The sequence below is a fragment of the Pseudolactococcus laudensis genome, from assembly GCF_013449735.1.
Taxonomy (GTDB): Bacteria; Bacillota; Bacilli; order Lactobacillales; family Streptococcaceae; genus Pseudolactococcus; species Pseudolactococcus laudensis.
The window spans coordinates 72,793-97,090 of record NZ_JACBNY010000008.1 but is presented as its reverse complement, the minus strand read 5'-3'; the positions used below and the strand labels follow the sequence as shown (position 1 = coordinate 97,090).

Sequence of the window (24,298 nt, the reverse complement as noted above, 5' to 3'; positions counted from 1 at the left end):
ATTCAAACCAGTTTGGTGCTTATTGCATGAGAGATACACCTGTTCCCATGTCGAACACAGCAGTTAAGTCTCATTACGCCGGAAGTAGTTGGGGGTTGCCCCCTGTGAGATATGGTCGGTGCCAAGCGAATAAAAGCGACTGAGAAGCCGCTTTTATTGGGAGTTTAGCTCAGCTGGGAGAGCATCTGCCTTACAAGCAGAGGGTCGGGGGTTCGAACCCCTCAACTCCCATTAGGTCTTTGATCTAATGTAATTAAATAATTTGGAAGGGTAGCGAAGTGGCTAAACGCGGCGGACTGTAAATCCGCTCCTTCGGGTTCGGGGGTTCGAATCCCTCCCCTTCCATATTACCTTTACGGGCATAGTTTAAAGGTAGAACAAAGGTCTCCAAAACCTTTGGTGTGGGTTCAATTCCTGCTGCCCGTGTTTGAAATATGGCGGTCGTGGTGAAGTGGTTAACACATCAGCTTGTGGCGCTGACACTCGCGGGTTCGATTCCCGTCGACCGCCTTTCATTAGTATTATTGGGGTATAGCCAAGCGGTAAGGCAAGGGACTTTGACTCCCTCATGCGTTGGTTCGAATCCAGCTACCCCAGTTTATTGGAAGTTTCCATAATAGAATTTGCCGGCGTGGCGGAATTGGCAGACGCGCTGGACTCAAAATCCAGTGTCTTCACGGACGTGCCGGTTCGACCCCGGCCGCCGGTATAGCAGATTCATAAAGACCCTCTGAAATCAACCTTTCAGAGGGTCTTTTTCGTGAAATGGTGCAGAAGTGGTGAAACTTTTTATTCTTTGAATTATTTTGTGCTACACATGTGTTATTCAAATGGAGAATTAAGTAAATAAGACTTTATACAAATTTAATATTTCTTATAAGGAATCACGATATAGGTGATTCCTTTTGATTTGGTATAAAATGATAAAGTGGTTTGAACTTATAGTTTATATTTTATTATCATCTCAGGATAGTTACTAGTGCGATTTATAGTTGAAATTTAAGATAGATTTAGGATATGTAAGCCTTTGCCAGATTTTTTTGTTATAATGAATTAAAGATAAAATACCAATGGAGAAATTTAATGAAAAAAATGACTGTGACGGAATTGTCAGAAGCATTTGGTGTGACGCGTCAAGCAATGAATAACCGTATAAAAAAACTATCAGATGAATACCTTGCAAAAAACGATCGTGGTGTTACAGTAGTTAATGAAGATGGCATCAAGCGTTTAGAAAAGCATTATGGAAAAGTGATTTTAGAAAATCAGTCTGATAAAAATCAAGAAGGTGAAAAGAACTCAATCAATATTGATTTTGACAAAATTATTACACAGTTGATTGAAGATAAAAATACTGAAATTTCAAGATTATCAGAGCAGATTGCGATGAAGGATCATCAAATTGCTGAAAAAGACAAACAGTTGGATCAGCAACAGCAGTTGACTGCTAAAGCTTTAACTGAACGTGAGCAAACTTTGCTTGAATTGGAACAAGAAAAATCAAAAGGTTTCTTTGCAAAATTGTTTAGAAAGTAATATAGTACAGATGTGTTATATGTTCTAAAAACGCCTGAAATCTGCTGATTTTAAATTCTGTTATAAAACAAGACTCAGCTAAAATTAGTGTTTCTTCTTGCATAAATGGCATAAAAAAGGTATGATTATAATGTAAGTTAAAAGTTTAACTTTCAGTTGTTATAGGTGTTAACACCTAATAAAAAATTACTGAATTCCATAAGGAGGATTTCTACAAAATGGTAGTTAAAGTTGGTATTAACGGTTTCGGCCGTATTGGTCGTCTTGCACTTCGTCGTATCGAAAATGTTGAGGGTGTTGAAGTTGCACGTATCAATGATTTGACAAACCCTGCTATGCTTGCACACTTGTTGAAATACGATACAACTCAAGGTCGTTTCAACGGTACTGTTGAAGTTGAAGAAAACGGTTTTGACGTTAACGGTAAATTCATCAAAGTTTCTCAAGAAGCTGATCCTGCAAACATCGATTGGGCTGCTGATGGCGTAGAAATCGTTCTTGAAGCAACTGGTTTCTTTGCAACTAAAGAAGCTGCTGAAAAACATTTACATGCTAACGGTGCTAAAAAAGTTGTTATCACTGCACCTGGTGGATCTGATGTTAAAACAGTTGTTTTCAACACAAACCACGATATTCTTGATGGTACTGAAACAGTAATTTCTGCTGGTTCATGTACTACTAACTGTCTTGCACCAATGGCTGACGCTTTGAACAAAAACTTTGGTCTTAAAGTTGGTACAATGACAACAGTTCACGGTTTCACTGGTGACCAAATGACTCTTGATGGTCCTCACCGTGGTGGTGACCTTCGTCGTGCGCGTACTGCGTCAGAAAACATCGTTCCTAACTCTACTGGTGCTGCTAAAGCTATCGGTCTTGTTATCCCAGAATTGAACGGTAAACTTAAAGGTCATGCACAACGTGTTCCAGTTCCAACTGGTTCATTGACTGAACTTGTAACTGTTCTTGACAAAAAAGTAACTGCTGAAGAAGTAAACGCTGCTATGAAAGCTGCTGCTACTGAATCATACGGTTACAACACAGATGAAATCGTTTCATCTGATATCGTTGGTATTTCATTCGGTTCATTGTTTGACGCAACTCAAACAGAAGTTTCTGAAGCTGCTGACGGTACACAATTGGTTAAAACTGTATCATGGTACGACAACGAAATGTCATACACTTCACAACTTGTTCGTACACTTGAATACTTTGCATCAATCGCTAAATAATTTCATTTAGTTATTGGGAAAACGAGGAATGAAAATTCCCCGTTTTTTTGTACCAAGAGAAAGATAGATGTGTTAAAACGTGTTTAATCGAATTTTGTGTGACAAGTCACTCAAAAAACATGATTTATCTTTGTTGCTCTGGTCTTATAGTCGCTAATTTAGTGACTTATGGGAAAGCTCATAGTTGCTTATCTTTCGTTTGATGGTTGAAAAGTTGACTAGGAGTAAAGTGTTATAAACTAGATTAAGGAAGAAAAATGACTTTACCTAAATGTCCACACTGTGGCAGTGAATTTACTTATGAATTATCTGATACAACATTTGGCTGTTCAGAATGTGGTAATGAATTTACACAAGCCGATATTGATAATGCAAGTGACAAATTTGTCGTACTAGATTCAGTTGGAACTGAATTGTCTGATGGTGATGATGTGATTATCGTTCAAGATTTGCCAGTAAAAGGTATGCCTAAGCCAATCAAAAAAGGGACCAAAGCCAAAAATATCAGAATTAATGAGAATGGCAAGAATGGTCATTTCATTGATGCTAAAATTGAAGGTTTTGGCGCTATTGGGCTGAAAGGCTCAGTTGTCAAAAAAGGTTAAAACATTAAAGCGTGCATTGGTGTACGCTTTTTTGGTATAATAGAAATACGAAAAGGAGACTCTTATGAACATTTATGATACTATGAATCAATTAGAACGCGAATTCCGTGCTTTGCCTGAATATCAAGCAGTTATTACAGCACTTGCTGCGGTTAAGGCTGATGAAACTGCTAGTGCTTTGTATGCGAAATTTATCGATATCCAAACGAAAATGCAAATGGGTCAAATTTTAGAAGCAGAACAACAAAATGAAGCACAGGCACTTTTTGCTGAATTACAAGCGAATCCAATTATGGCAGAGTTGCTGAATACAGAGCAAGCTTTGCAAACCATTACCAGTGATTTACAAGATATTGTCTTTAAGCCACTTCAAGAATTATACGGTCAATAAAAATACTTAGAGTGAGAAATCAAATTTCTCACTCTTTTGTTAAGGAGGATTTTGGATGAGTTTGATTGTTTTAATTGGCGCGCAAGCGGTAGGAAAAATGACAGTTGGTCGTGAACTAGAAAAACAGCTTGATGGGAAATTACTTTATAATCATCAGACAATTGATTTATTTGCTAATTTTCTGGGCTATACACCGACGACCTTTCAGTTGTCGGATGATTTGCGAAAGATGATATTTCACGCCTTTGTTGACAATATTGAAACCAATCCAATCAAGCATATGATTTTCACGGTTATGATAGATTTCTCATCGGTCGATGATTTGGCTTTTCTTTCTGATATCGCGAGTATTTTTCAGATGCTGGTGAGTCTGTCTATTTTATAGAATTGGTAGCGGATATTGCTAAACGTCGCGAACGCAATCGCCATTCAGAACGCTTAGCTGCGAAACCTTCTAAACGAGATCTGGCATTTTCGATGCAAGATTTAGAAGATTCAGTTGTTAAGTATCAGTTAGAGTCGCTAGCTTATCAACTAGCGGAACATTTTCCAGATGTTCAGACGCTGAAGATTAATAATACCGAACTATCACCCGAAATGACCGTTAAGCAAGTCTTACAAGTATTTCCAAGTCTAAAATGATAAAATAGAGATATGAAACTAACGGATTCAATTCAATTCTTAAAAGGTGTGGGACCGAAATCTGCCGAGCGTTATCATCAGCTGGGGATTTTTACTGTGCAAGATTTATTGCTATACTTTCCTTTTCGTTATGATGATTTCTCGTCAAAGTCTATTTTTGAATTGATCGATGGCGAAAAAACAACAATTGTCGGTCGAGTTGTGACGCCACCTAATGTCAGTTACTATGGTGCGCGTCGTAATCGTCTCACCTTTAAAATCAAGCAAGATGAAGCTGTCATTTCAGTCAGCTTTTTTAATCAGCCTTATTTGCAGGATAAGGTTGACATGGATGCTGAGATAGCCATTTATGGTAAATGGGATGCTAAGAAATTAAGTATCACAGGAATGAAAATTTTAGCACAGGTTGACAATAGTTTCCAGCCGGTCTACCATGTCATGCAAGGCGTCAAACAATCGGCTCTAGTCAATCTATTGCAGTCTATCTTTGAGACGGGCGTAGGTGAGTTAATCGCTGAGAATTTACCTGATGATTTGATTCAGAAATATCGCTTGGTTGACCGGAAAACTGCAGTTCACGATATGCACTTTCCAATTGATGAAATCGCACACCAGCAAGCCTTACGTCGCATGAAATTTGAGGAGTTGTTTTATTTCCAAATGAAATTACAGGCTCTGCGCTATAAAGAAAAGTCTCTGACACAAGGTTTAGCAATCACGTTCAACGCTGCGCAACTAGCTGACAAAATCAATCAACTGCCCTACCATTTGACAAAGGCGCAAGACCAGTCCTTACGTGAGATTTTGGCCGATATGGCGAGTCCTTATCATATGAATCGTTTGCTGCAGGGCGATGTGGGGAGTGGGAAGACGGTGGTGGCGAGTCTTGCTATGTACGCAGCGGTCACAGCAGGCTACCAGGCGGCTATGATGGTTCCGACGGAGATTCTAGCGCACCAACACTATGAAAGCCTCCAGACGCTCTTTCCTGAGCTGACAGTGGGCTTGCTGACGAGTGGGATGAAAGCTGCTGCGCGACGTGAAGTGTTGGAGGGTCTTGAGAATGGTCGCATTCAGATGATTACGGGCACGCATGCGCTGATACAGGAGGCGGTAGATTATCAGAATCTGGGACTTGTGATTACGGATGAACAGCATCGTTTCGGTGTTAACCAACGGAAGGTCTTTCGTGAGAAAGGGCAAAATCCAGATGTGTTGATGATGACTGCAACGCCAATTCCACGAACGCTTGCCATTACAGCATTTGGTGATATGGATGTATCAATTATAGACGAGCTGCCTGCTGGCCGAAAACCGATTACGACACGTTGGGTTAAGCATGAGCAATTAACGCCGCAAATTTTGCCATGGATTGCTGATGAGGTCACAAAGGGGGCACAGGTATATTTTATTTCGCCTTTGATTGAAGAAAGTGAAGCGTTGGACTTGAAAAATGCGACGGAGCTTTTTATGGAGTTGCAAGAATTTTTCGGTTTGACAGCAAATGTGGCATTACTGCATGGCAAGATGAAGAATGCTGAAAAAGATCAGGTCATGACGGATTTTAAGGCGCAAAAATATGATGTTTTAGTCTCAACAACGGTCATTGAAGTCGGGGTTAATGTGCCCAATGCAACGATCATGGTAATTATTGATGCTGATCGCTTTGGATTATCACAATTGCATCAATTACGTGGCCGTGTCGGGCGTGGTGAGAAAAAATCTTACACAATTTTAGTCGCCAATCCCAAATCGGAAACTGGCAAGCGTCGCATGCAAATCATGACAGAAACACAAAATGGTTTTGTCTTAGCGGAAGAAGATCTCAAATTGCGTGGTAGTGGTGAAATCTTTGGGACGCGCCAGTCGGGCTTGCCAGAATTTTCGGTTGCTGACATTGTCAATGATTACAATATTTTAGAAGTTGCGAGGCAAGAGGCAGTGGCTATCTTCAAGGATGCCCACTGGAGCGAAAATCCCAATTATCAGATGATGCTGACAGATTTAGCTGATGTTGCGGGATTCGATTAGTAGCTAAATAGAGGAGAAAAAGATGACAAAAGTAGTCGCCATTACAGGCGCTAGTAATGGCATGGGATTTGCAGCAGCAGAACTATTTGCGAAAGAGGGATGGATTGTCTACGGCGGTGCGCGACGTGTTGAGAAAATTCCTAATGCCGAGCACATCCATGCCCTCAAACTAGACGTTACAGATCATACGTCTAACCAAGCTTTTATTGATACTATTTTTCAGCAAGAAAAGCGGATTGATGTCCTGATTAACAATGCAGGTTATGGTGAGTATGGACCAGTTGAAGATATATCACTCGACAATGCTAGACGGCAGTTTGAAACTAATTTCTTTGGTGCAGCCGATTTGGCACAGCTTGTGCTACCTATCATACGAGCACAAAAATCAGGACGAATTATCAACATTTCATCGATTGGTGGGGATGTTTACATGCCATTAGGCGCTTATTATCACGCCACAAAAGCAGCTTTACAGCAATGGAGCGACTCACTTGACATCGAAATCGCGCCCTTTGGTGTGCGTTCCCTCGTCATCCAACCAGGAGGGACACAGTCAGCTTGGAGCGACATCGCCTTGGCACATGCTAGAGAAAATTTAAAGACGGATTCTGTTTATACAACATTAGTTGACAAAGTCTCAGCCTTACTAACAGCGAATGAACACACAAGTGGTGCAAGCTCTGAGGATTTGGCACAAGTCTTCTATAAGGCTGCCACGGATACACGACCGAAACGACGCTATTTTAATACCTTGAGTGACCGTGCTATGGTCTGGTTAGCACGTAGTTGCCCACGCGATTTTAAAAAACTATTTATGACAGTCTTAAATTACTTGGGTAATCGTGCTTTGAAAAAGAGATAAGAAAAAACGCCAACGACGGCGTTTTTTTATTTTCCTAAACAGAATTGGCTAAACAACTGTGTGATTAACTCATCAGGTGCAGCATCCCCTGTAATTTCTCCTAGAATCTCCCAAGTCCGTGTCATATCGACTTGAACTAAATCAACAGGCATACCTGCGTCAAGTCCGTCATTTACTGCCTTCAAAGCTTCAAGCGCTTGCTCGATTAAGGCAATGTGACGAGAGTTGGATAAATAGGTTGCATCTTGCTCGATGATACCAGCATTTTCAAAGAAAAGTTCATTAATTTTAGCTTCAATTTTGTCAATGTTGGTATCTTCAAGAACAGAAATCTTAATGACATCTTCAGGTAAATCAGCTGTTTCGATATTTTCAGGTAAGTCTGTCTTGTTAAGTAAGACAATGCGGTTGCTATCCTCGCTAATTTTTAATAGTTGACGGTCTTGGTCAGTTAGAGCTTCATTAGCATTCAAGACGAGTAGGACAAGGTCTGCTTCTTCAAGCGCCTTGTGTGAGCGTTCAACACCGATGCGTTCCACGATATCATCTGTCTCACGAATCCCAGCTGTATCCACAAGTTTCAAAGGCACACCATTGATATTGACGTATTCTTCAATGACATCTCGCGTGGTGCCTGCGATGTCTGTAACAATAGCCTTTTCTTCACGCAAGAGGTGGTTAAGTAGACTTGATTTACCAACGTTTGGTCGACCGATGATAGCTGTTGACAGACCTTCACGGAGTATTTTGCCCCGTTTAGCCGTTTTCAGTAAATTTTCGAGCAGTGTTTGAAAGGCTGCTGTTTTTTCACGCAGCATTCTTGTCGTCATTTCTTCGACATCATCATACTCTGGATAATCAATATTAACTTCGACTTGTGCCAGTGTTTCGAGAATTTCTTGCCGCGTTTTGTTGATCAAGTTTGATAGACTACCGTCGAGTTGTTTAACAGCGATATTCATTGCTTGATCCGTTTTAGCACGGATGATGTCCATGACAGCTTCAGCCTGTGATAAATCCATCCGACCATTTAAGAAGGCACGTTTGGTAAATTCACCGGGTTCTGCCATTCTTGCGCCATTGCGGAGCAAGAGTTGGAGGATTTCGTTCATGACGGCAATGCCACCGTGGGTGTTGATCTCAACGACATCTTCGCGCGTGAAAGTTTTCGGCGCCTTCATGACACCGACCATGACTTCATCGAGGACGCGCGTGCTTTTGGTGATATGACCATAGTTGAGCGTGTGGCTGTCGCAGTTAGCCAGAGATTTTCCCGTAAAAACCTTATCAGCAATGGCAATGGCATCACTACCTGAGAGCCGGACGATGCCGATAGCCCCTTCACCAAGTGGTGTTGAGATGGCTGCGATTGTATCAAATTCTTTTGTGATCATGTTGTTCCTATTTCTATTTTGAGGCTAAATGATAGCTGTTTTTTTAAAAGCTATGTTATCTTCTTATTTTAACGCAAAATACGAAAAACAGCAATTGTGGGTGCTCAAGTTGGCTGGTACTTTAAAATGCTAGTTAGTTTGTATGGAATTGTCTTTTTTTTATGATAAAATATGTTTAAAAACTAAATTAGGAACGAATTATGAATACAAGAAAAGATAAAGTTGAATCTGATGTAACATCTTCCCAAAAAGGAAATCGGATACCAATCATAATAGATGGTGTCAGTTACGACAGTATTGCGGATGCTTCAAGGAGATTAGGGGTTACACGTGCAACAATTGAAAGGTACATTAGGGATGGTAAAAAGAAACCACTAAGTGAGATGCAAAAAGTTGTGATTGCGACCGTAAGTTGTATTTTTTTGGCAATTGTTATCATTGTATTGATTGTTCTTGTGACTAGTCAATCTAAAACGCCAGATAGTCATTCAACAGTATTCGATAAAAAAAGTGTTTCCAGTACAAAAAAAGATACTGCTACTAGTGATGACACTGGTTATAGACAGATAATAAAAGGTGACCTATCTTCATTTGAGGGACAGTATTCTGATGATAAACTTGAAAAAGCGATAGAAGATTCAGGTTTTACACTCTATGCTTATCGACCAGAAGACTATTATCAAAACAATACAACGGTGTTTCCTAGCATTCAAAAAAATGCCAAAACAAATGATGAATGGACATATTGGAGTGGCTCAATGCATGCTCAATATAAGTTAGACCCAGATAAATTACTTCAAAAGAAAAATGATTATTATGAAGTTTATTTTGTTGGTGCTAATTCAGCTGCGATTGAAGGTCAGAAAATGTCTCTTATTTTAGTACCACCATTGGTTAAAGCACCTGATGGGACATCAAGCGATGACCGACGTATTTTTTACGGAACGAATGCTGGTGCTAGTTATAGACAATACCATGTTGAGTGGTGGCAAGAAAAAACGAGATTGTTGAGCCCACATCGTACAGTGTAGCAGATATTACTGAGAAACAATTACCGTTAAAATATGATGGTTGGCAGATTGAGAAAGTCCAAGGGATCGGCGGAATCGATAAGAGATCTGGTAAACGTCTTGAAAATATACGTCGAGATGATGGGACAGTCAATGGTTTCGCACAGTTTCCTTTCTATGTCGAGGTTGATAAGTTGTTTATACGGTCAAAACCGGATGTAAATGCTGAGGTAGTTGGACATGTTATCAAAGGCGATGTTGTCTATGGTTATCTTGGCGAGGCAGATGGTGCCAAATGGGTGCTTGTCAATATTGTATCTGACAACACAAAGGGTTATATTCGAATGATTAACCCAGAAAATAATGCACCGCTTTTGACCCTTTTTATGGGACGGATTGAATAAGGAGAAAAAAATATGAACAATTTAGGCGCAGATATGCTATCAGTCAATGTGTTATGGTTTGTCATCATCATTGGCATTTGGATTTTGAATCTACTTTTTATGATGTGGATTGGGTCACTCGTCATCAAAAATGGTATCCAAAAAAGCGGTATCATTGAGGCGATTGATAGTTTGACTAACGTTATCGAGAGCAAATAAAAAAGCCCGAACAGGCTTTTTTCATTTAATCCAAAATTTGTGCGCCAATCCCAATCAAACCTGGACCGGTGTGAACAACAAGGGCGGGGGAAATTTGACCATATAAGACATCTATGGCTTGTGGAATCGCTGCTTTAAGCGCTTCAACTAAAATTAAGGCTTCTTTAGCTGCATTGCCGTGAGCAACAAATAAACGAACCTTTTGGTGATTACCGACAAATGCTTTGACTAATTTGACTGATTTTTCAAGGCTTTTTTTACGACCACGTGATTTGGCAACCGTGTAGTAAATGCCGTCATCATTACAAGAAATAATCGGATTGAGGTTGAGCATATTGCCGACAATAGAGCTGACGAGGCCAATACGCCCCCCTTTTTGGAGGTATTCAAGTGTTGCAACGCTGAAGAAGATTTTACTATTTTTAACTTCGTTAGCAAGAACTTTAGTAATCGCGTCAAAACTTGAACCAGAGGCAATTAATTCGGCTGCGCGAATAGCATGGACACCAGCGCCAATCCCGATGTTTTTTGTATCAAACATGAAGGTTTCAAGCATTGGAAAATCTTGCGCCACCAATCTGACAGAGTTAAAAGTTCCTGATAAGCCGCTTGAAATGGTAATCGCTAATACTTTTTCATAACCATCAGCCACGATTTGTTCAAAGATTTTTTGAATATAGGCACCTTCTGGTAAAGAAGTTTTAGGGATTTCGATAGGCAATCTATCGTAGATTTCTTCAGCAGTGATATCTAGTTTATCTGTATACTCAGCATCTTTATAGATAATTTTGAGAGGAATAACATAGAAGTTATCAGCTTGTGCAATTGTTTCAGGCACATCACAACCAGAGTCGACAAGAATTGCAATTTTTTCAGATGTCATTTGAAATCTCCTTATTTTCCATAATACTTAAACCTTCAACAAGTTCAATGTTTTTTTGAGCGAGTAATTTGGCGGCAAGTGAAGATGTTGCTGCTGTCACGATAAAATATTCTGGTGAAATTTGTTTTGAAAATAAGCCAGGAGTGCTAACGCCCTGTACCTGTTTACCAACAACATTTAAAGTTTCTTCTAGTGCATGACAAAAAATGTTGTAGGCTTCATGCGTACCACTCACACGGCCTTGGTAGACGATACCTGTTTTAATTTCAGGAATGGTCAAGACTTGTTTAAGTAAGGTAATGGCAATGAGGAAAGCCAAGTGGACCCGGGAGTATTTTTTCTTAACAGGTGCAGGAATGAGTTCCAATTTCACATAGTTATTAACCATGGATTTAGTAAGGAGTGCTTGCTCTTGCTTGGGTAAGATTGGCGTCAAATACTTGCCTACCAAGCTGATGACCTGATCCATATATAGCTCGATATCAGGTAATTCTTCCCAGCGGGGTAAGGTAGCGGTCTCGATTTCTTTTCCCCATTCAATTAATGGTTCAGACATAATTAGTTTTCTTTCTAATACTTAGTATAGGTTGCATCTAGTTTTGGATACTAGATATAGTTTACTACAAAATCAAAATAATGTAAATGCTAGTGGTCGCTATTATAGGAATGAATCAAATAAAAGAGATAAATATTGAGTCACAGGCGTTATAAAAATGCTGATTACTTCAGTTTTGTTTGCAAGATAAGTCGTGTAAAAGTCATTCTATTGGCTATTATTTTATAGTCGATGATATAATATATCATAATATAAATTAGAAAGTAGATAGCTAATGAAAAAATCGAAATTAAACCTGATAGTGCTTCCAGTCGCCTTACTGACTTCTGTTTTAATTTTAGGCAGTTGTAAAGCTTCGTCAACCCCGATAAAGCCCTCAAAGTCTTCAGTACAGAAAAGAATTGAACCAGATACTATAAAGAAGTCAGAGCCAGAGAAAGACATTCAAAAAACTTTTAATCCAGGAAGTCTAATTCAAGCTGTCTCAGAAGGCGATATTGAAAAAACAAAAGAAATTCTCAACTCATCTGATTACCAAATTGATGAAATCAACGAAAAATCTGAAACACCTTTATTAATTGCTGTTCACAATAATCAAGTAGCAATTGCTAAATTGTTAATTGATGCAGGAGCTAATGTTAACCAACAAGATACCATTCAAGATAGTCCTTATCTATATGCTGGCGCAGAAGGTAGAACAGAGATTTTGTCATATATCCTTACTCATGCAACGCCTGACCAAACAGTCAATAATAGGTATGGTGGCAATGCCTTGATACCGGCTGCTGAAAAAGGTCATCTTGAAAATGTAAAACGCCTCTTAGCTGATAAACGCGTGGCAATCGATTACCAAAATAAATTTGGATATACAGCTCTGATTGAGGCTGTTGGTCTGCGGGATGGCTCGCAAGTCTACCAAGATATTGTAGCTGAATTGTTAAGAAATGGTGCCAATCCAAATATTAGAGATAACAGTGGCAGAACTGCCTTAGATTATGCCAATCAATTGGGGTATAGCAATATTGCCAATATGATTAAAGCGGCAAATGCTTGGGCCATTCCGATATGACTTTTAAAGCAGTTTGGGCTAGTATGGCGTAGTGTTTAATGCTATAATAAATTTATGAATAATCTAAAAAAACTGGTTGGTATTGAGGCGGCGAAATTTGTTAAAGATGGGATGGTTGTTGGATTAGGAACGGGTTCAACAGCAGCATTTTTTGTGGCGGAATTAGGCCGTCGAGTTGCAGAAGAAAATCTTCAGATTGTTGGTGTGACGACATCAAGTGTAACTAATGCGCAAGCGCGTGAACTTGGTATTCCGCTGAAAGATATTGATGAAGTGGATGCGATAGATTTGACAATTGATGGTGCAGATGAAGTTGACCTTGATTTAAATGGTATCAAAGGTGGCGGTGCAGCACTATTAATGGAAAAAATTGTGGCAACTTATAGTAAGGACTATATTTGGATTGCGGATGAATCGAAATTGGTCGAGCATCTAGGTGCTTTTCCACTACCGGTCGAAGTTGTCTCATTTGGCTGTGGACAGTTATTCCGATTATTTGATAAGCTCGGTTTTCGACCGACTTTCCGTCTGGACGAGACTGGTGCACGTTTAATAACGGATATGGGTAACCATATTATTGATTTACATCTAGAGAAAATAGAAGACCCAGCTCGTTTGATTAAGTTACTTGATGAAACAGTGGGGGTTGTCGAGCATGGTCTCTTTAAAGATATGGCAAAAACGGTCATCATAGGCAGTGAGAATAATGGTGTGAAAATAATCACAAAATAGCTTGAAATCGTTTTCAAAATAATGTAAAATTAAGCTTAACGGTCGTAAAAAACTTCACGAATAAGTGAAAGCGGCGATGCTAATTTAGAAAAAGGTTAAGTTTATTTTATGTACACTCCAGAAGAAATTCTTGAACAAACAGCAGCGACTGCTGTTGTCAAGGTTAATAAACCACTTCTTACGAAACTCATTTTAGGATTCATTGGCGGTGCCATGATTTCCTTGGGCTACTTAGCATATTTACGTGTCGGTGGTGGCTTTGTCGGAGCAGCCGTTTTCCCTGTTGGACTAATTGTCATTCTGCTAGCTGGCGGAGAATTGATTACTGGGAATATGATGGCAGTTGCCGTGGGGTATTTTAAGCAACGCGTGACGTTGACGGAACTCTTGAAAAACTGGGTAGTTATTACATTAGCTAACCTAATAGGTGCGATTTTTGTAGCCTATGTTTTTGGTGTTCTAGCTGGAACATTAACGACCGGTGATGCGCTAAAAGAGACACTTCATGTCGCTCAAACGAAGTTAAATGCAAATTTTCTTGCGGCCTTTTGTTCAGGTATTGGCTGTAATTGGGTCGTTGGTTTAGCAGTTTGGCTAAGCTATGGCGCAAAAGATTTTTCAGGTAAAATTTTGGCAATCTGGTTCCCATTGATGACTTTCGTGGTCATTGGCTTTCAGCATAGCGTCGCCAACAGCTTTCTAATCCCTTTTACCATTTTTGTTGGTCATGCATCATGGTTAGACTTCTTGAACAACTTCATCCCCGTTTATCTAGGCAATGTCGTAGGCGGTGCGATATTGATTGCTTTACTTTATAGTTTAGCTTATCGAAAACACTGAAAATGAAACAAAAAATAAAGACCTGTCGTTGGACAGGCCTTTTTTATAGTGCGTTCAGATAGTCTTGCCAAGCAGTAACGCCCCACTTATGACTACCCCGTTTTAATTTTTTAATGGCAATCTCAACCGGGAACCAATCAATATGATTGAAGTCCTCTAAAGGAGCCCCTAACACTTCATAGCCCACTGTTTCGTAAATATAGGCAGGGTTATAGTAGTACGTATCCCGATGAGAAGAATAAAAGTACTCATCAGCTTGCCCAAGAAATTTACCAAGCTTAGCTTTCGCCCCCAATTCTTCATGCAATTCACGAATGAGTGCTTTTTTATGGTCTTCACCCGCCTCAATTTCCCCACCTGGTAAGAAATAAGCGCCATTTGGTGCTTGAACGAGACAAATCTCAGTGTTATCCTTACGAGCCACGATACCATAGACACCATAGCGCGTTTGATAGTCTTTACTGTCAATTTTTTTGCCAAAAGTTGGAATCATATTTTTCTCCGTTAATTTTATTAAGTCTATTCTATCAAATTTCGTTAAAATTTGATAAAATAAAACAGTAGAAAATAAAAGCTAATCATAAAAAAAGTACAGCAGTGCTTAAATATGTAAGTATAACAACTTAACCAGACTTGGAGATAGTTACACCATTGAAAAAAATAAATATTAGTAAAATCATAATTATTGCACTTATCATGATGATAACAGCTTGTGTCGCTATTTTAATCTCGGCACGTCAATTTAATGACAACAAAAAGCCTTCAGAGATGACACTTGTCGTCAACGATACCGTTGGGGGAATAGATGGGATTATCGCTGCACCCTTTAACTTTTTCGAGAACAAGGCAGCAGAGGTTGGTAATTTGTTGTCAACCTATCAACAGAATGCTAAGCTGAGCAAGAAAATAACGCAATTGGCAGATAATGCAGCTGAATTGGATAGTTTGAAAGCTGAGAATAAAGAATTAAAGGCAGCACTTGATTTACAAAATACACTGACAAACTATGAAAAAGTTGCTTCAAATGTTGTTGTTCGTAATCCTAACGCTTGGGGTGATACGATGACAATTGATAAAGGTTCAGCTGATGGTCTTAAAGATGATATGATTGTCATGAGTAATGGCGGTGTAGTTGGTCGGATTACACAAGTGAATACAACGACTTCTAAAGTTGCTTTGTTGACATCAGATAAAGTATTGGAAAATAAAATTCCAGTTAGACTTGGCTCAGCGGAAAATCCAGCTTACGGTCTGATTACAGGTTATGATGCGCAGCAAAATGCCTTCATCATCACACAGATATCATCGGATAATCAGTTCACTAAAGTTGATCAGGTTGTAACGTCTGGACTTGGCGGTAATTCACCGTCCGATTTATTGGTTGGTGACATTATTGGAGAGAAAAAAAATCAAAAAGGAATGGATAGAGAAGTCTATGTCAAGCCTGCTAGTCAATTTGATAATATCCGTTTTGTTTTTGCGATTAAGCGTAGCTTGAGTGAGGCAAAATAATTGCGAGACCGTATCACTCGGTTTTCTTAAATATATGTTAATGTATGAAAACTCCGAAGAGATAGTCATTTCTTCGGAGTTTTTGGTTCAGATTTTATCTGTGTTTCAAAAGTGGGTGTCAAAACAATTGTTTAGTTGTAAAAAAATACGACCCCTAAAGAGACGTATTCGAATGCAGGTTAATATCTGTTGTATGACCAATCTTTTGATGGTGACTAACTTCAAAAGGTTAATCGCACTTAAATAGATTAATCATTTTCTTTAATCTGGTCTTGTAACTCTTTGAGTTCTTTTTTAGTTTCGCTCTGTGCTTTATTGACAATATGTTTAATGTCATTTCGTTTAACTGCCCAACCAGTAATGACACCTAAGACATATAAGGCAATAATCAATACTAATAACGGAATATCGAGTGAGAAAAACACAAGATTAAGTGAAACCGAATTAAGGTTTTGAAAGGCAAAAATTAAGACTAAAATAATGACGATTAATGCCAAAATACGCTTTGGTGTTGCGATTTTTTTAAATTTTTCCATAAATCCTCCATTTTGTTTAACGCTGTGAGTTGAGATGCACCAAAAACAGAAAATCTAATAAGTATAGAATAATCTATCTTTCTTATTATAATACATGGAATATTATAACTTGTCAGTGGAGTTTTGTCATTAATGTTGCAATTTAATAATGTTGGTTTCTTATAATAAAAAGAATGCATAGAAAGTCTTAGTTTTCTTGAAACCAAAATAGCAATTTAGAATAGAGATAGAAAAACAAAGCAAGTAGTGATATAATGAAGATATTGACGATTCTCTATTTTGTAATTCATTTGTAGAAAAGGCGTAGCGGCTAGATACAGCAATGAAATAGGGAATATGGAGGAAAAAAGAATTAGATGTTGAAAAAAAATAATCCAAAACAAAGTTTATCAACAGTAGAAAGTAAAGAATTTAAAAGGGTGGAAAAAATATGAGTCGTTTCTCCTTTCAATTTTTTACGCCATTCATTCTATTAATTATTATGTTACTAGATGGTCAATTGACACGCTTACTCAGTACGAATGTTACAACTGTGACATCGTGTCTTCTTTTGATTTTTTTGACTTATAGCATCTTGCAACATAGTTACCATTATATGGTAATTGTTGCCTTTGTTATTGGTCTAATCTATGATAGTTACTATATCGGTGTTTATGGTATCGCAAGCTTATTGTTTCCGCTGATTGCACTTTTTGTGTATAATATTAGACAAACAGTTTTTGCAAATCGTTTGACGCGAATTTTTACTGTGATTATCATTGTCACCGCTTTTGAATTTTTATCAGGTGCGATCATCTTAGGGTTTCAGATTTCAAACTTTAATTTTGGTGATTACATTATTTATGAAATAGCGCCTAGTTTATGCCTCAATATTTTCTTTGCCATTGCTTTGCAATCACCTTTAGAAAAATTTTATGGTATAACAAAAGCAAAGAAAGCGTTACAAATGAAAACTAAACTGTAATACAATCGTAACATTAATTGTACTTTGAAAGCGTATAATTAAAGTTGAACCGAAAACGCGTAAGCCTTTGGAGGAAAAAGAAAACTATATGAAGAAAAAATTGATATCAGCTCTTTTATTATCTACTGTCGTTTTAACATCTGCTTCAACAGCATTAGTTGCTGTAGCCGATGAAACAGATGATAAAATCGCAAGTCAAGATGCAAAAATTGCTTCTACGAAATCTGCTGAAGCAACTGCTCAATCAGAAGTCGCAGGTATTCAATCACAAGTGTCTAGCTTGAGTTCAAAACAAGCAGCACTCAAAAAAGAAACAGAAGATTTACTTGCAGAATCAAAAAAACTTCAAGTAAAAATTGATGATTTAACAAAAGAAATTAAAGAACGTGATGAAGCGCTAAAAGCACAAGCACGTTCAGCACAAACAGATGGCTCAGCAACATCATATGTAGATGCTGTCATCAACTCTAAATCTTTATCAGATGTCGTAACACGTGTCTCGTCTATGAGAACTGTTGTTAAAGCGAATAACGACATGATGAAACAACAAGAAACAGCTAAAGCAGATTTAGATAAAGCAGTAAAAACAAACCAAGCGAAATCAAATGAAGGCTACAAACTGCTAGCTCAAATGGATGATCAAGCTAAAACACTTGAAACACAACAAGCACAACTTAAAGTTGCACAATTGAATTTAGCAGCAGAGCGTGCAACAGCAGAAGGTGATAAAGCATCACTCCTTGAACAAAAAGCAGCGGCTCAAGCAGCAGCACAAGCAGCAGCAGCTCGCGAAAAAGCCTATAATGATCAAGTCGCTGATGCAGCCGCTAAAGCAAAAGAGCAAACTGATAATGGGGCTTCTATTGACAATAACGTACCTACGCCTAGTCCTGGTGGGAACGATAATGGTGGTTATACACCAGCACCGACACCGACACCAACGCCAACACCAACGCCAACACCAACGCCAACACCAACGCCAACACCTCCAGGTGGTGGCGGTGGTGCCAACACTTATCCAGAAGGTGAATGTACATGGGGTGCTAAAATCTTAGCACCTTGGGCAGGAAACTACTGGGGTAACGGCGGAGACTGGGCTGCTTCTGCAGCTAGAGCCGGTTTCCGTACAGGTTCAGTACCACAAGTTGGTGCGATTGCTGTATGGCAAGGTGGTTATGGACACGTAGCCGTTGTTTATCAAGTAAGTGGTAATAAAATTGCCGTTCAAGAATCAAACTATGCAGGTAAACGATATATTGCAGACCACCGTGGCGGTTTATTCGACCCAGGTGCTGTCACTTACATCTATCCAAATTAATGATTCAATTAAGATCGCCTCTGGGCGATTTTTTTGTAATTGAAATTTAAGTTATAAAATGGTAAAATTGATAAGAGTATATTGTTTTAAGACAATGACTAAGACTCTTTGGGAGATGAAATGGCTAACATTATTCAAAAAATAATTGAAAATGATAAAAAACAATTAAAAAAATTGCATAAAATGGCAGAAAAGGTAGAAAGCTATGAGGCTGCATATGCAGCAATGTCTGATGCTGAACTTCAAGCCAAAACACCAGAATTTAAACAACGATATCAAAATGGTGAAACGCTAGATGATTTGCTTTATGAAGCTTTTGCGGTTGCTCGCGAAGGTGCAAAACGGATTCTAGGTCTTTTTCCATATCATGTTCAAATTATGGGTGGGGTTGTCTTGCATAATGGGGATGTCCCTGAAATGCGTACTGGTGAAGGTAAAACCTTAACAGCGACAATGCCAGTTTATTTGAATGCTTTGGCGGGTGAAGGTGTCCACGTTGTCACGGTCAATGAGTATCTGTCAGCACGTGATGCAACTGAAATGGGTGAGCTTTATAATTGGCTTGGCTTAACTGTTGGGATTAACTCATCAACTAAATCAGCGGTTGAAAAACGTGAAGCCTATGCTTGCGATATTACTTATTCAACCAACTCTGAGTTAGGTTTTGACTATCTGCGTGATAATATGGTGACGACTTTTGAAGAAATGTCACAACGTCCGTTGAATTTTGCGTTAGTCGATGAAGTGGATTCGATTTTAATCGATGAAGCGCGGACACCGTTGATTATTTCAGGTCAGGCTGAAAGCTCAAGCGCCCTTTACTATCGTGCAGATCAATTCGTGAAATCTTTGAATGGTCGTGAAGACTATGAAGAAGGTGATGATTATAAAATTGATGTGCAATCTAAAACGATAAGTTTAACAGAGGAAGGGATTGACAAAGCTGAGAAATTCTTTGCGATTGATAATCTCTATGATCTTGAAAATGCTGCATTGACTCACTTTGTAGATAATTCTCTTCGTGCAAATTATATCATGTCACTTGATTTTGACTACATGGTAGATGAAAATCAAGAGGTATTGATTGTCGATCAATTTACAGGTCGTGCGATGGAAGGTCGTCGATTCTCTGATGGTCTCCACCAAGCGATTGAGGCCAAAGAAGGCGTGCCAATCCAAGATGAGTCTAAGACCATGGCGTCTATTACTTATCAAAACTATTTCCGGATGTATAAAAAATTGGCAGGGATGTCAGGGACAGCTAAAACAGAAGCGGAAGAATTCCGTGAAATTTATAATATGCAAATCATCCCAATCCCAACAAATATGCCAGTCATTCGTGTAGACCATCCAGATTTACTTTATCCAACGATTGAATCAAAATTTGCGGCTGTTGTACGTGATGTCAAAGATCGTCATGAAAAAGGACAACCGATTTTGATCGGGACTGTTGGTGTAGAGACATCGGAGATCATTTCACAAAAACTAGTCGAATCTGGTATTCCTCACGAAGTCTTGAATGCTAAGAATCACTTCAAAGAAGCTCAAATTATTATGAATGCCGGCCAAAAGGGTGCAGTAACCATTGCGACTAATATGGCTGGACGTGGTACCGATATTAAATTAGGTGCTGGTGTTGTGGATCATCCAGATCCTGAGTATCGTGGGTTGGCTGTAATCGGTACAGAGCGTCATGAATCTCGACGTATTGATAATCAGTTACGTGGTCGTTCTGGTCGTCAAGGTGACCCAGGTGTGTCGCAATTCTATCTGTCGCTTGAAGATGATTTGATGCGTCGTTTTGGTAGTGAACGTGTGGCTGCCGTACTTGAGCGTTTCAAAATTGAGGGTGAAGATGCGGTGATTAAATCTCGCATGATTACCAATCAGATTGAAGCGTCACAAAAACGTGTTGAAGGCAATAACTACGATTCTCGTAAACAAGTCTTACAATATGATGATGTTATTCGTGAGCAACGTGAAGTCATTTATAAACAGCGCTATGAAGTAATTACTGCTAAAGAAAGTTTGACGCCACAACTTTTGGGTATGTTTGAGCGGACAATTGATCGTATTATTGCGGGGCAAGCACCTCTAGGTAAGTTAGATGAAACGGGTACACAGGACTTGATTGTTCAAGTGGAAAGTAGTTTCTTGCCTGATGGTGAAATCACTGCATCTGATCTTGAAGGTTTGAGTTTATCGGAAGTAAAAACGGTGATTTTTGATAAAGTTAAAGCTATCTATGCTGAACAAATGGAAAAATTGGCTGAACCAGAGCGTCAATTAAGTTTCCAACAAGCGGCTATTCTAAGAACAGTTGACACGAATTGGTCAGATCATATTGACCAATTGGACCAAATGCGTCAAAGTGTCGGATTACGTGGTTATGCGCAAAATAATCCGCTTGTTGAATATCAACAAGAAGCCTTTAATATGTTTAACAACATGGTCGGTGCAATCGAGTTTGAAGTGACACGTTTGATGATGAAAGCGCAAATTCATCCACAAACAACGATTCAACAAGATAATGGACCAAAAGTCGTGACAACAGCTTCAGTAGAGAATTTGACGGATGTTGCTTCATCAGAAACATCAGCAAATGCTGAGACATCAGGTTTAGATTTTTCAAATGTGAAACGTAACGATCCATGTCCATGTGGCTCTGGCAAGAAATATAAAAATTGTCATGGTCGTGTTAACATCGCTTAAGAGTAGATAAAGCAAGTTGCAAGTTTTTCAAAGTACCTATGTGCCTTGAAAACAATTCCTTGAGGGTAGGAAGTCTAAGACGGATTATCCAACTAAAGATTGAAAGTAAATAAATGACATTTAAAGAAATTTCTAAAAAACTAGAGATAGAAGAAATCAAAGAATTAGGTAAACTTTCAGCGGCAACTAAAGCTTTGAAAGAAGCCCGTGACCGCGAGTTAGAAGCCATAATCAAAGGAGAAGATGACCGTATTTTGTTGGTTATCGGTCCTTGTTCATCTGATAATGAAGAAGCTGCACTTAAATATGCGCGTCGTTTGGCTAAATTGCAAGAATCAGTTAAAGATAAAATTTTCATGGTGATGCGTGTTTATACGGCAAAACCACGGACCAATGGTGATGGCTATAAGGGGCTGATTCATCAGCCAGACGCGACAGCACAACCTAACCTTTTGAATGGGATTAAAGCTGTCCGTGAATTGCATTATAAAGTCATCACTGAGACTGGTTTGACGACTGCTGATGAGATGCTTTATCCTGAAAATCTGCGGATTATTGATGACTTGGTCAGCTATATTGCAGTTGGGGCACGCTCAGTTGAGAACCAGCAGCACCGTTTTGTGGCTTCAGGTATCGATGTACCTGTTGGTTTGAAAAATCCAACGTCAGGTAATCTGAATGTTATGTTCAATGGGATATATGCTGCTCAAGCACCGCAAAACTTCCTCTTTAACCGTACAGAAGTTGAAACGGAAGGTAACCCATTAGCACATGCCATTCTCCGAGGTGCTTTGAATGAATATGGCAAAAACATCCCTAACTTTTATACAGATGATTTGTTGGATGCGATCGCGACTTATGAAAAAATGGGTCTTGAAAATCCTTTCATCATGATTGATACTAACCATGATAATTCAGGTAAACGTTATTTGGAACAAATTCGAATTGTACGTCAAACTTTAATCAATCGTCAATGGAATCCACTTATTCAGAAATATGTTCGTGGTTTCATGATTGAGTCTTATTTGGAAGATGGCCGTCAAGATGAACCAGTCGTTTTCGGAAAATCAATTACAGATCCATGTCTTGGTTGGGATAAAACAGAAAACTTGATTAACGAGATTTATCAAGAACTATAATAGTGTATCAGGCTGATGTCCATCGTCTGATTTAAGTCAGAAATCTGACGACAAAACTGGAGCTTGCTTCAGTTTTTGTTTAAATTATTTTGTCAGAATTTTATAATAATTAGAAAGAAAATTAAAAATGGGAATACATCAAAAAGGCGCGACAATTGACATCGCATCAGTTAAATCACACGCTAAATTAGAAGGTGATATTTTAGCTAAAAAAGAAGCGCGTGATGCTGAATTAGAACGTATCATCAAAGGAGAAGATGACCGTATTTTGCTCGTCATTGGTCCTTGTTCATCAGATAATGAAGCTGCAGTCTTAGAATACGCACACCGCTTAGCCAAGTTACAAGAGCAAGTGAAGGATAAAGTATTCATGGTGATGCGTGTCTACACGGCAAAACCACGGACCAATGGTGATGGCTACAAAGGCCTGATGCATCAACCAGATACGTCAAAATTACCGGATCTCATCAATGGCATTCAGGCTGTTCGTGACCTGCATTATAAAGTGATTACGCAGACTGGTTTGACAACCGCTGACGAAATGCTCTACCCTTCTAACTTACGCATGGTCGACGATTTAGTCAGCTACCATGCGATTGGTGCACGGTCTGTAGAGGATCAGGAGCACCGTTTTGTGGCTTCTGGTATTGATGCACCAACAGGTATGAAGAATCCAACGTCTGGTAATTTGAACGTGATGTTCAATGCCATTCATGCAGCGCAAAATAAACAAAATTTCTTGTTTGGTAATGCTGAAGTAGATACTGATGGCAATCCTTTGGCTCATGTGATTTTGCGCGGTGCAACAAATGAGCACGGTGAAAACGAACCGAATTACTATTATGATAATATTCTCAAAGCAATTGACACTTATGAAAAAATGGGTCTCAAAAATCCATTTATCATGGTAGATACTAACCATGATAACTCTGGCAAACAATTTCTTGAGCAAATCCGTATTGTGCGTCAAACCCTAATTAATCGGGACTGGAATGATAAAATTGAGCAAACAGTACGCGGCTTTATGATTGAATCTTATTTAGAAGATGGTCGTCAAGATGCACCTGAAGTATTTGGTCAATCTATTACTGACCCATGTCTTGGATGGGATAAGACAGAAGCATTAGTTAATGAAATCTATGAAACTTTGAAATAATCCAAAGAAAATTGAGGTAAAGGCCTCTTTTTTATGTCAATTTTAAATGATATAAAAAAGTTCGGAGATTTATTGATAATTAGAAATAATAAGTTGAGAGTTTTTCATAAAGGTTAGACCCCAGTCTGATAGTATTTCAATGAAAAGTAGCAAGTGTCATTAAAAAACTGGTATAGCACACTTTATAAATAATTGTTGCATTTTTATTGCAAACCTTTTCATTTTATGATAAACTATTGTTGTGATGGCTTTGAAATACAACTAAAGTCAAAAAATATCGAAAAAAACTAAGGAGAATGCAATCATGGCATCTAAAGATTTTCACATCGTAGCTGAAACAGGTATCCACGCACGTCCTGCAACTTTGCTTGTACAAGCAGCTTCAAAATTCACTTCTGACATCAACCTTGAATATAAAGGTAAATCAGTTAACCTTAAATCAATCATGGGCGTTATGTCACTTGGTGTTGGTCAAGGTGCTGACGTTACAATTTCTGCTGAAGGTGCTGACGCTGACGATGCAATCGCTGCGATCACTGAAACAATGACAAAAGAAGGATTGGCTGGAGAATAATC

General features: G+C 38.8%; 24 protein-coding genes, 6 tRNA genes, 1 rRNA gene and 2 pseudogenes. 28 read left to right on the top strand and 5 right to left on the bottom strand.

Annotated elements, in window-relative coordinates; translation table 11 throughout:
* The first annotated feature begins 11 nt into the window (after positions 1-11).
* The 14 genes and pseudogenes from rrf to HZR21_RS06275 all read left to right on the top strand — a co-directional run bounded on the left by rrf (position 12) and on the right by HZR21_RS06275 (position 7,299).
* Positions 12-127: ribosomal RNA gene (gene rrf / locus HZR21_RS06340) — 5S ribosomal RNA — on the top strand.
* A gap of 31 nt (positions 128-158) precedes the next feature.
* Positions 159-231: transfer RNA gene (locus tag HZR21_RS06335), tRNA-Val, on the top strand.
* A gap of 33 nt (positions 232-264) precedes the next feature.
* Positions 265-345: transfer RNA gene (locus HZR21_RS06330), tRNA-Tyr, on the top strand.
* Positions 346-355: 10 nt separating this feature from the next.
* Positions 356-426 (top strand) — tRNA-Trp (locus tag HZR21_RS06325).
* An 11-nt stretch (positions 427-437) separates the two neighbouring features.
* Positions 438-510: transfer RNA gene (locus HZR21_RS06320), tRNA-His, on the top strand.
* A 15-nt stretch (positions 511-525) separates the two neighbouring features.
* A tRNA-Gln gene (locus tag HZR21_RS06315) sits at positions 526-597 on the top strand.
* 28 nt (positions 598-625) lie between these two features.
* Positions 626-709: transfer RNA gene (locus HZR21_RS06310), tRNA-Leu, on the top strand.
* A gap of 374 nt (positions 710-1,083) precedes the next feature.
* A complete protein-coding gene (locus HZR21_RS06305; protein ID WP_180746924.1) occupies positions 1,084-1,536 on the top strand; it encodes a DUF536 domain-containing protein in 453 nt (150 codons plus the stop codon).
* Between the two features lie 218 nt (positions 1,537-1,754).
* Positions 1,755-2,768, top strand: coding sequence for a type I glyceraldehyde-3-phosphate dehydrogenase (gene gap, locus HZR21_RS06300; RefSeq protein ID WP_061774219.1), 1,014 nt, complete (start codon positions 1,755-1,757; stop codon positions 2,766-2,768).
* A 257-nt stretch (positions 2,769-3,025) separates the two neighbouring features.
* Entirely contained in the window at positions 3,026-3,373 is a 348-nt protein-coding gene (locus tag HZR21_RS06295) for a zinc ribbon domain-containing protein YjdM (RefSeq protein ID WP_180746923.1), read from the top strand.
* 64 nt (positions 3,374-3,437) lie between these two features.
* Positions 3,438-3,764, top strand: coding sequence for a YlbF family regulator (locus HZR21_RS06290; protein WP_180746922.1), 327 nt, complete (start codon positions 3,438-3,440; stop codon positions 3,762-3,764).
* Positions 3,765-3,819: 55 nt separating this feature from the next.
* Positions 3,820-4,406, top strand: a pseudogene (locus HZR21_RS06285) (P-loop nucleotide/nucleoside kinase family protein).
* 12 nt (positions 4,407-4,418) lie between these two features.
* The gene (gene recG / locus HZR21_RS06280; RefSeq protein WP_180746921.1) at positions 4,419-6,437 is read left to right on the top strand and encodes an ATP-dependent DNA helicase RecG; all 2,019 of its coding nucleotides are present in this window, start codon (positions 4,419-4,421) and stop codon (positions 6,435-6,437) included.
* A 22-nt stretch (positions 6,438-6,459) separates the two neighbouring features.
* Entirely contained in the window at positions 6,460-7,299 is an 840-nt protein-coding gene (locus HZR21_RS06275; RefSeq protein WP_180746920.1) for an SDR family NAD(P)-dependent oxidoreductase, read from the top strand.
* A 26-nt stretch (positions 7,300-7,325) separates the two neighbouring features.
* Here HZR21_RS06275 and mnmE read toward each other — a convergent pair whose 3' ends face one another.
* Positions 7,326-8,693 (bottom strand): tRNA uridine-5-carboxymethylaminomethyl(34) synthesis GTPase MnmE, encoded by a 1,368-nt coding sequence (gene mnmE, locus HZR21_RS06270; RefSeq protein ID WP_180746919.1) that lies wholly within the window; start codon positions 8,691-8,693, stop codon positions 7,326-7,328.
* 200 nt (positions 8,694-8,893) lie between these two features.
* Between mnmE and HZR21_RS06265 the strand changes: the two genes are divergently transcribed.
* The 3 genes from HZR21_RS06265 to HZR21_RS06255 are packed head-to-tail and all read left to right on the top strand — an operon-like array spanning position 8,894 to position 10,305.
* Positions 8,894-9,724, top strand: a complete 831-nt coding sequence (locus HZR21_RS06265; protein ID WP_180746918.1) for a hypothetical protein — start codon at positions 8,894-8,896, stop codon at positions 9,722-9,724.
* On the top strand, positions 9,679-10,107 hold the full coding sequence (locus HZR21_RS06260; protein WP_180746917.1) for an SH3 domain-containing protein: 429 nt from the start codon (positions 9,679-9,681) through the stop codon (positions 10,105-10,107). Before HZR21_RS06265 ends, HZR21_RS06260 begins: the two co-directional genes overlap by 46 nt.
* 12 nt (positions 10,108-10,119) lie before the next feature.
* Positions 10,120-10,305 (top strand): hypothetical protein, encoded by a 186-nt coding sequence (locus HZR21_RS06255; RefSeq protein WP_003140534.1) that lies wholly within the window; start codon positions 10,120-10,122, stop codon positions 10,303-10,305.
* A 25-nt stretch (positions 10,306-10,330) separates the two neighbouring features.
* Here the strand turns inward: HZR21_RS06255 and HZR21_RS06250 are convergent, their stop codons facing one another.
* The gene (locus tag HZR21_RS06250) at positions 10,331-11,188 is read right to left on the bottom strand and encodes a DegV family protein (protein ID WP_180746916.1); all 858 of its coding nucleotides are present in this window, start codon (positions 11,186-11,188) and stop codon (positions 10,331-10,333) included.
* The gene (locus HZR21_RS06245) at positions 11,178-11,744 is read right to left on the bottom strand and encodes a DUF1836 domain-containing protein (protein WP_180746915.1); all 567 of its coding nucleotides are present in this window, start codon (positions 11,742-11,744) and stop codon (positions 11,178-11,180) included. The genes HZR21_RS06250 and HZR21_RS06245 overlap by 11 nt, the downstream gene beginning before the upstream one ends.
* Before the next feature lie 274 nt (positions 11,745-12,018).
* Between HZR21_RS06245 and HZR21_RS06240 the strand changes: the two genes are divergently transcribed.
* From HZR21_RS06240 to HZR21_RS06230, 3 genes are all read left to right on the top strand, one after another.
* A complete protein-coding gene (locus tag HZR21_RS06240) occupies positions 12,019-12,813 on the top strand; it encodes an ankyrin repeat domain-containing protein (RefSeq protein ID WP_180746914.1) in 795 nt (264 codons plus the stop codon).
* A 54-nt stretch (positions 12,814-12,867) separates the two neighbouring features.
* Positions 12,868-13,545 carry a ribose-5-phosphate isomerase RpiA gene (gene rpiA, locus HZR21_RS06235; RefSeq protein WP_180746913.1) on the top strand — a complete coding sequence of 226 codons (678 nt, stop codon included), beginning with the start codon at positions 12,868-12,870 and terminating at the stop codon, positions 13,543-13,545.
* A gap of 108 nt (positions 13,546-13,653) precedes the next feature.
* Positions 13,654-14,385 (top strand): formate/nitrite transporter family protein, encoded by a 732-nt coding sequence (locus HZR21_RS06230; protein ID WP_180746912.1) that lies wholly within the window; start codon positions 13,654-13,656, stop codon positions 14,383-14,385.
* Between the two features lie 43 nt (positions 14,386-14,428).
* Here HZR21_RS06230 and HZR21_RS06225 read toward each other — a convergent pair whose 3' ends face one another.
* The gene (locus tag HZR21_RS06225) at positions 14,429-14,878 is read right to left on the bottom strand and encodes an NUDIX hydrolase (protein ID WP_180746911.1); all 450 of its coding nucleotides are present in this window, start codon (positions 14,876-14,878) and stop codon (positions 14,429-14,431) included.
* 158 nt (positions 14,879-15,036) lie between these two features.
* Here HZR21_RS06225 and mreC point away from each other — a divergent pair, with 158 nt between their 5' ends.
* Entirely contained in the window at positions 15,037-15,897 is an 861-nt protein-coding gene (gene mreC / locus HZR21_RS06220; protein WP_180746910.1) for a rod shape-determining protein MreC, read from the top strand.
* A 248-nt stretch (positions 15,898-16,145) separates the two neighbouring features.
* Here mreC and HZR21_RS06215 read toward each other — a convergent pair whose 3' ends face one another.
* Entirely contained in the window at positions 16,146-16,433 is a 288-nt protein-coding gene (locus tag HZR21_RS06215; protein ID WP_180746909.1) for a LapA family protein, read from the bottom strand.
* Between the two features lie 430 nt (positions 16,434-16,863).
* Here HZR21_RS06215 and mreD point away from each other — a divergent pair, with 430 nt between their 5' ends.
* The 7 genes and pseudogenes from mreD to HZR21_RS06185 all read left to right on the top strand — a co-directional run bounded on the left by mreD (position 16,864) and on the right by HZR21_RS06185 (position 24,296).
* Positions 16,864-17,397, top strand: coding sequence for a rod shape-determining protein MreD (mreD, locus tag HZR21_RS06210; RefSeq protein ID WP_180746908.1), 534 nt, complete (start codon positions 16,864-16,866; stop codon positions 17,395-17,397).
* Positions 17,398-17,485: 88 nt separating this feature from the next.
* Positions 17,486-18,715 carry a peptidoglycan hydrolase PcsB gene (gene pcsB / locus HZR21_RS06205; protein ID WP_180746907.1) on the top strand — a complete coding sequence of 410 codons (1,230 nt, stop codon included), beginning with the start codon at positions 17,486-17,488 and terminating at the stop codon, positions 18,713-18,715.
* A gap of 120 nt (positions 18,716-18,835) precedes the next feature.
* Positions 18,836-21,227, top strand: a pseudogene (secA, locus tag HZR21_RS06200) (preprotein translocase subunit SecA); the annotation flags it as partial.
* Positions 21,200-21,427 (top strand): SEC-C metal-binding domain-containing protein, encoded by a 228-nt coding sequence (locus HZR21_RS12165; RefSeq protein WP_374940020.1) that lies wholly within the window; start codon positions 21,200-21,202, stop codon positions 21,425-21,427. The pseudogene secA and the gene HZR21_RS12165, both read left to right, overlap by 28 nt.
* Positions 21,428-21,540: 113 nt before the next feature.
* Positions 21,541-22,566: a 3-deoxy-7-phosphoheptulonate synthase gene (locus tag HZR21_RS06195; protein WP_180746905.1), complete on the top strand. Its 1,026-nt coding sequence runs from the start codon at positions 21,541-21,543 to the stop codon at positions 22,564-22,566.
* A gap of 127 nt (positions 22,567-22,693) precedes the next feature.
* Positions 22,694-23,722: a 3-deoxy-7-phosphoheptulonate synthase gene (locus HZR21_RS06190; RefSeq protein ID WP_180746904.1), complete on the top strand. Its 1,029-nt coding sequence runs from the start codon at positions 22,694-22,696 to the stop codon at positions 23,720-23,722.
* Between the two features lie 304 nt (positions 23,723-24,026).
* A complete protein-coding gene (locus HZR21_RS06185; protein ID WP_003139450.1) occupies positions 24,027-24,296 on the top strand; it encodes a phosphocarrier protein HPr in 270 nt (89 codons plus the stop codon).
* Positions 24,297-24,298: the final 2 nt, after the last annotated feature.

What these genes read in the sequence shown, in the direction of transcription:
- HZR21_RS06215 (WP_180746909.1), bottom strand. Translation starts at nt 16,433, where the DNA reads ATGGAAAAATTTAAAAAAATCGCAACACCAAAGCGTATTTTGGCATTA.
- HZR21_RS06250 (WP_180746916.1), bottom strand. Translation starts at nt 11,188, where the DNA reads ATGACATCTGAAAAAATTGCAATTCTTGTCGACTCTGGTTGTGATGTG.
- HZR21_RS06295 (WP_180746923.1), top strand. Translation starts at nt 3,026, where the DNA reads ATGACTTTACCTAAATGTCCACACTGTGGCAGTGAATTTACTTATGAA.
- HZR21_RS06240 (WP_180746914.1), top strand. Translation starts at nt 12,019, where the DNA reads ATGAAAAAATCGAAATTAAACCTGATAGTGCTTCCAGTCGCCTTACTG.
- mnmE (WP_180746919.1), bottom strand. Translation starts at nt 8,693, where the DNA reads ATGATCACAAAAGAATTTGATACAATCGCAGCCATCTCAACACCACTT.
- HZR21_RS06190 (WP_180746904.1), top strand. Translation starts at nt 22,694, where the DNA reads ATGGGAATACATCAAAAAGGCGCGACAATTGACATCGCATCAGTTAAA.
- pcsB (WP_180746907.1), top strand. Translation starts at nt 17,486, where the DNA reads ATGAAGAAAAAATTGATATCAGCTCTTTTATTATCTACTGTCGTTTTA.
- HZR21_RS06255 (WP_003140534.1), top strand. Translation starts at nt 10,120, where the DNA reads ATGAACAATTTAGGCGCAGATATGCTATCAGTCAATGTGTTATGGTTT.
- recG (WP_180746921.1), top strand. Translation starts at nt 4,419, where the DNA reads ATGAAACTAACGGATTCAATTCAATTCTTAAAAGGTGTGGGACCGAAA.
- HZR21_RS06275 (WP_180746920.1), top strand. Translation starts at nt 6,460, where the DNA reads ATGACAAAAGTAGTCGCCATTACAGGCGCTAGTAATGGCATGGGATTT.
- HZR21_RS06230 (WP_180746912.1), top strand. Translation starts at nt 13,654, where the DNA reads ATGTACACTCCAGAAGAAATTCTTGAACAAACAGCAGCGACTGCTGTT.
- mreD (WP_180746908.1), top strand. Translation starts at nt 16,864, where the DNA reads ATGAGTCGTTTCTCCTTTCAATTTTTTACGCCATTCATTCTATTAATT.
- HZR21_RS06265 (WP_180746918.1), top strand. Translation starts at nt 8,894, where the DNA reads ATGAATACAAGAAAAGATAAAGTTGAATCTGATGTAACATCTTCCCAA.
- HZR21_RS06195 (WP_180746905.1), top strand. Translation starts at nt 21,541, where the DNA reads ATGACATTTAAAGAAATTTCTAAAAAACTAGAGATAGAAGAAATCAAA.
- rpiA (WP_180746913.1), top strand. Translation starts at nt 12,868, where the DNA reads ATGAATAATCTAAAAAAACTGGTTGGTATTGAGGCGGCGAAATTTGTT.
- HZR21_RS06185 (WP_003139450.1), top strand. Translation starts at nt 24,027, where the DNA reads ATGGCATCTAAAGATTTTCACATCGTAGCTGAAACAGGTATCCACGCA.
- HZR21_RS06225 (WP_180746911.1), bottom strand. Translation starts at nt 14,878, where the DNA reads ATGATTCCAACTTTTGGCAAAAAAATTGACAGTAAAGACTATCAAACG.
- HZR21_RS06245 (WP_180746915.1), bottom strand. Translation starts at nt 11,744, where the DNA reads ATGTCTGAACCATTAATTGAATGGGGAAAAGAAATCGAGACCGCTACC.
- gap (WP_061774219.1), top strand. Translation starts at nt 1,755, where the DNA reads ATGGTAGTTAAAGTTGGTATTAACGGTTTCGGCCGTATTGGTCGTCTT.
- HZR21_RS06290 (WP_180746922.1), top strand. Translation starts at nt 3,438, where the DNA reads ATGAACATTTATGATACTATGAATCAATTAGAACGCGAATTCCGTGCT.
- HZR21_RS12165 (WP_374940020.1), top strand. Translation starts at nt 21,200, where the DNA reads ATGATGAAAGCGCAAATTCATCCACAAACAACGATTCAACAAGATAAT.
- HZR21_RS06305 (WP_180746924.1), top strand. Translation starts at nt 1,084, where the DNA reads ATGAAAAAAATGACTGTGACGGAATTGTCAGAAGCATTTGGTGTGACG.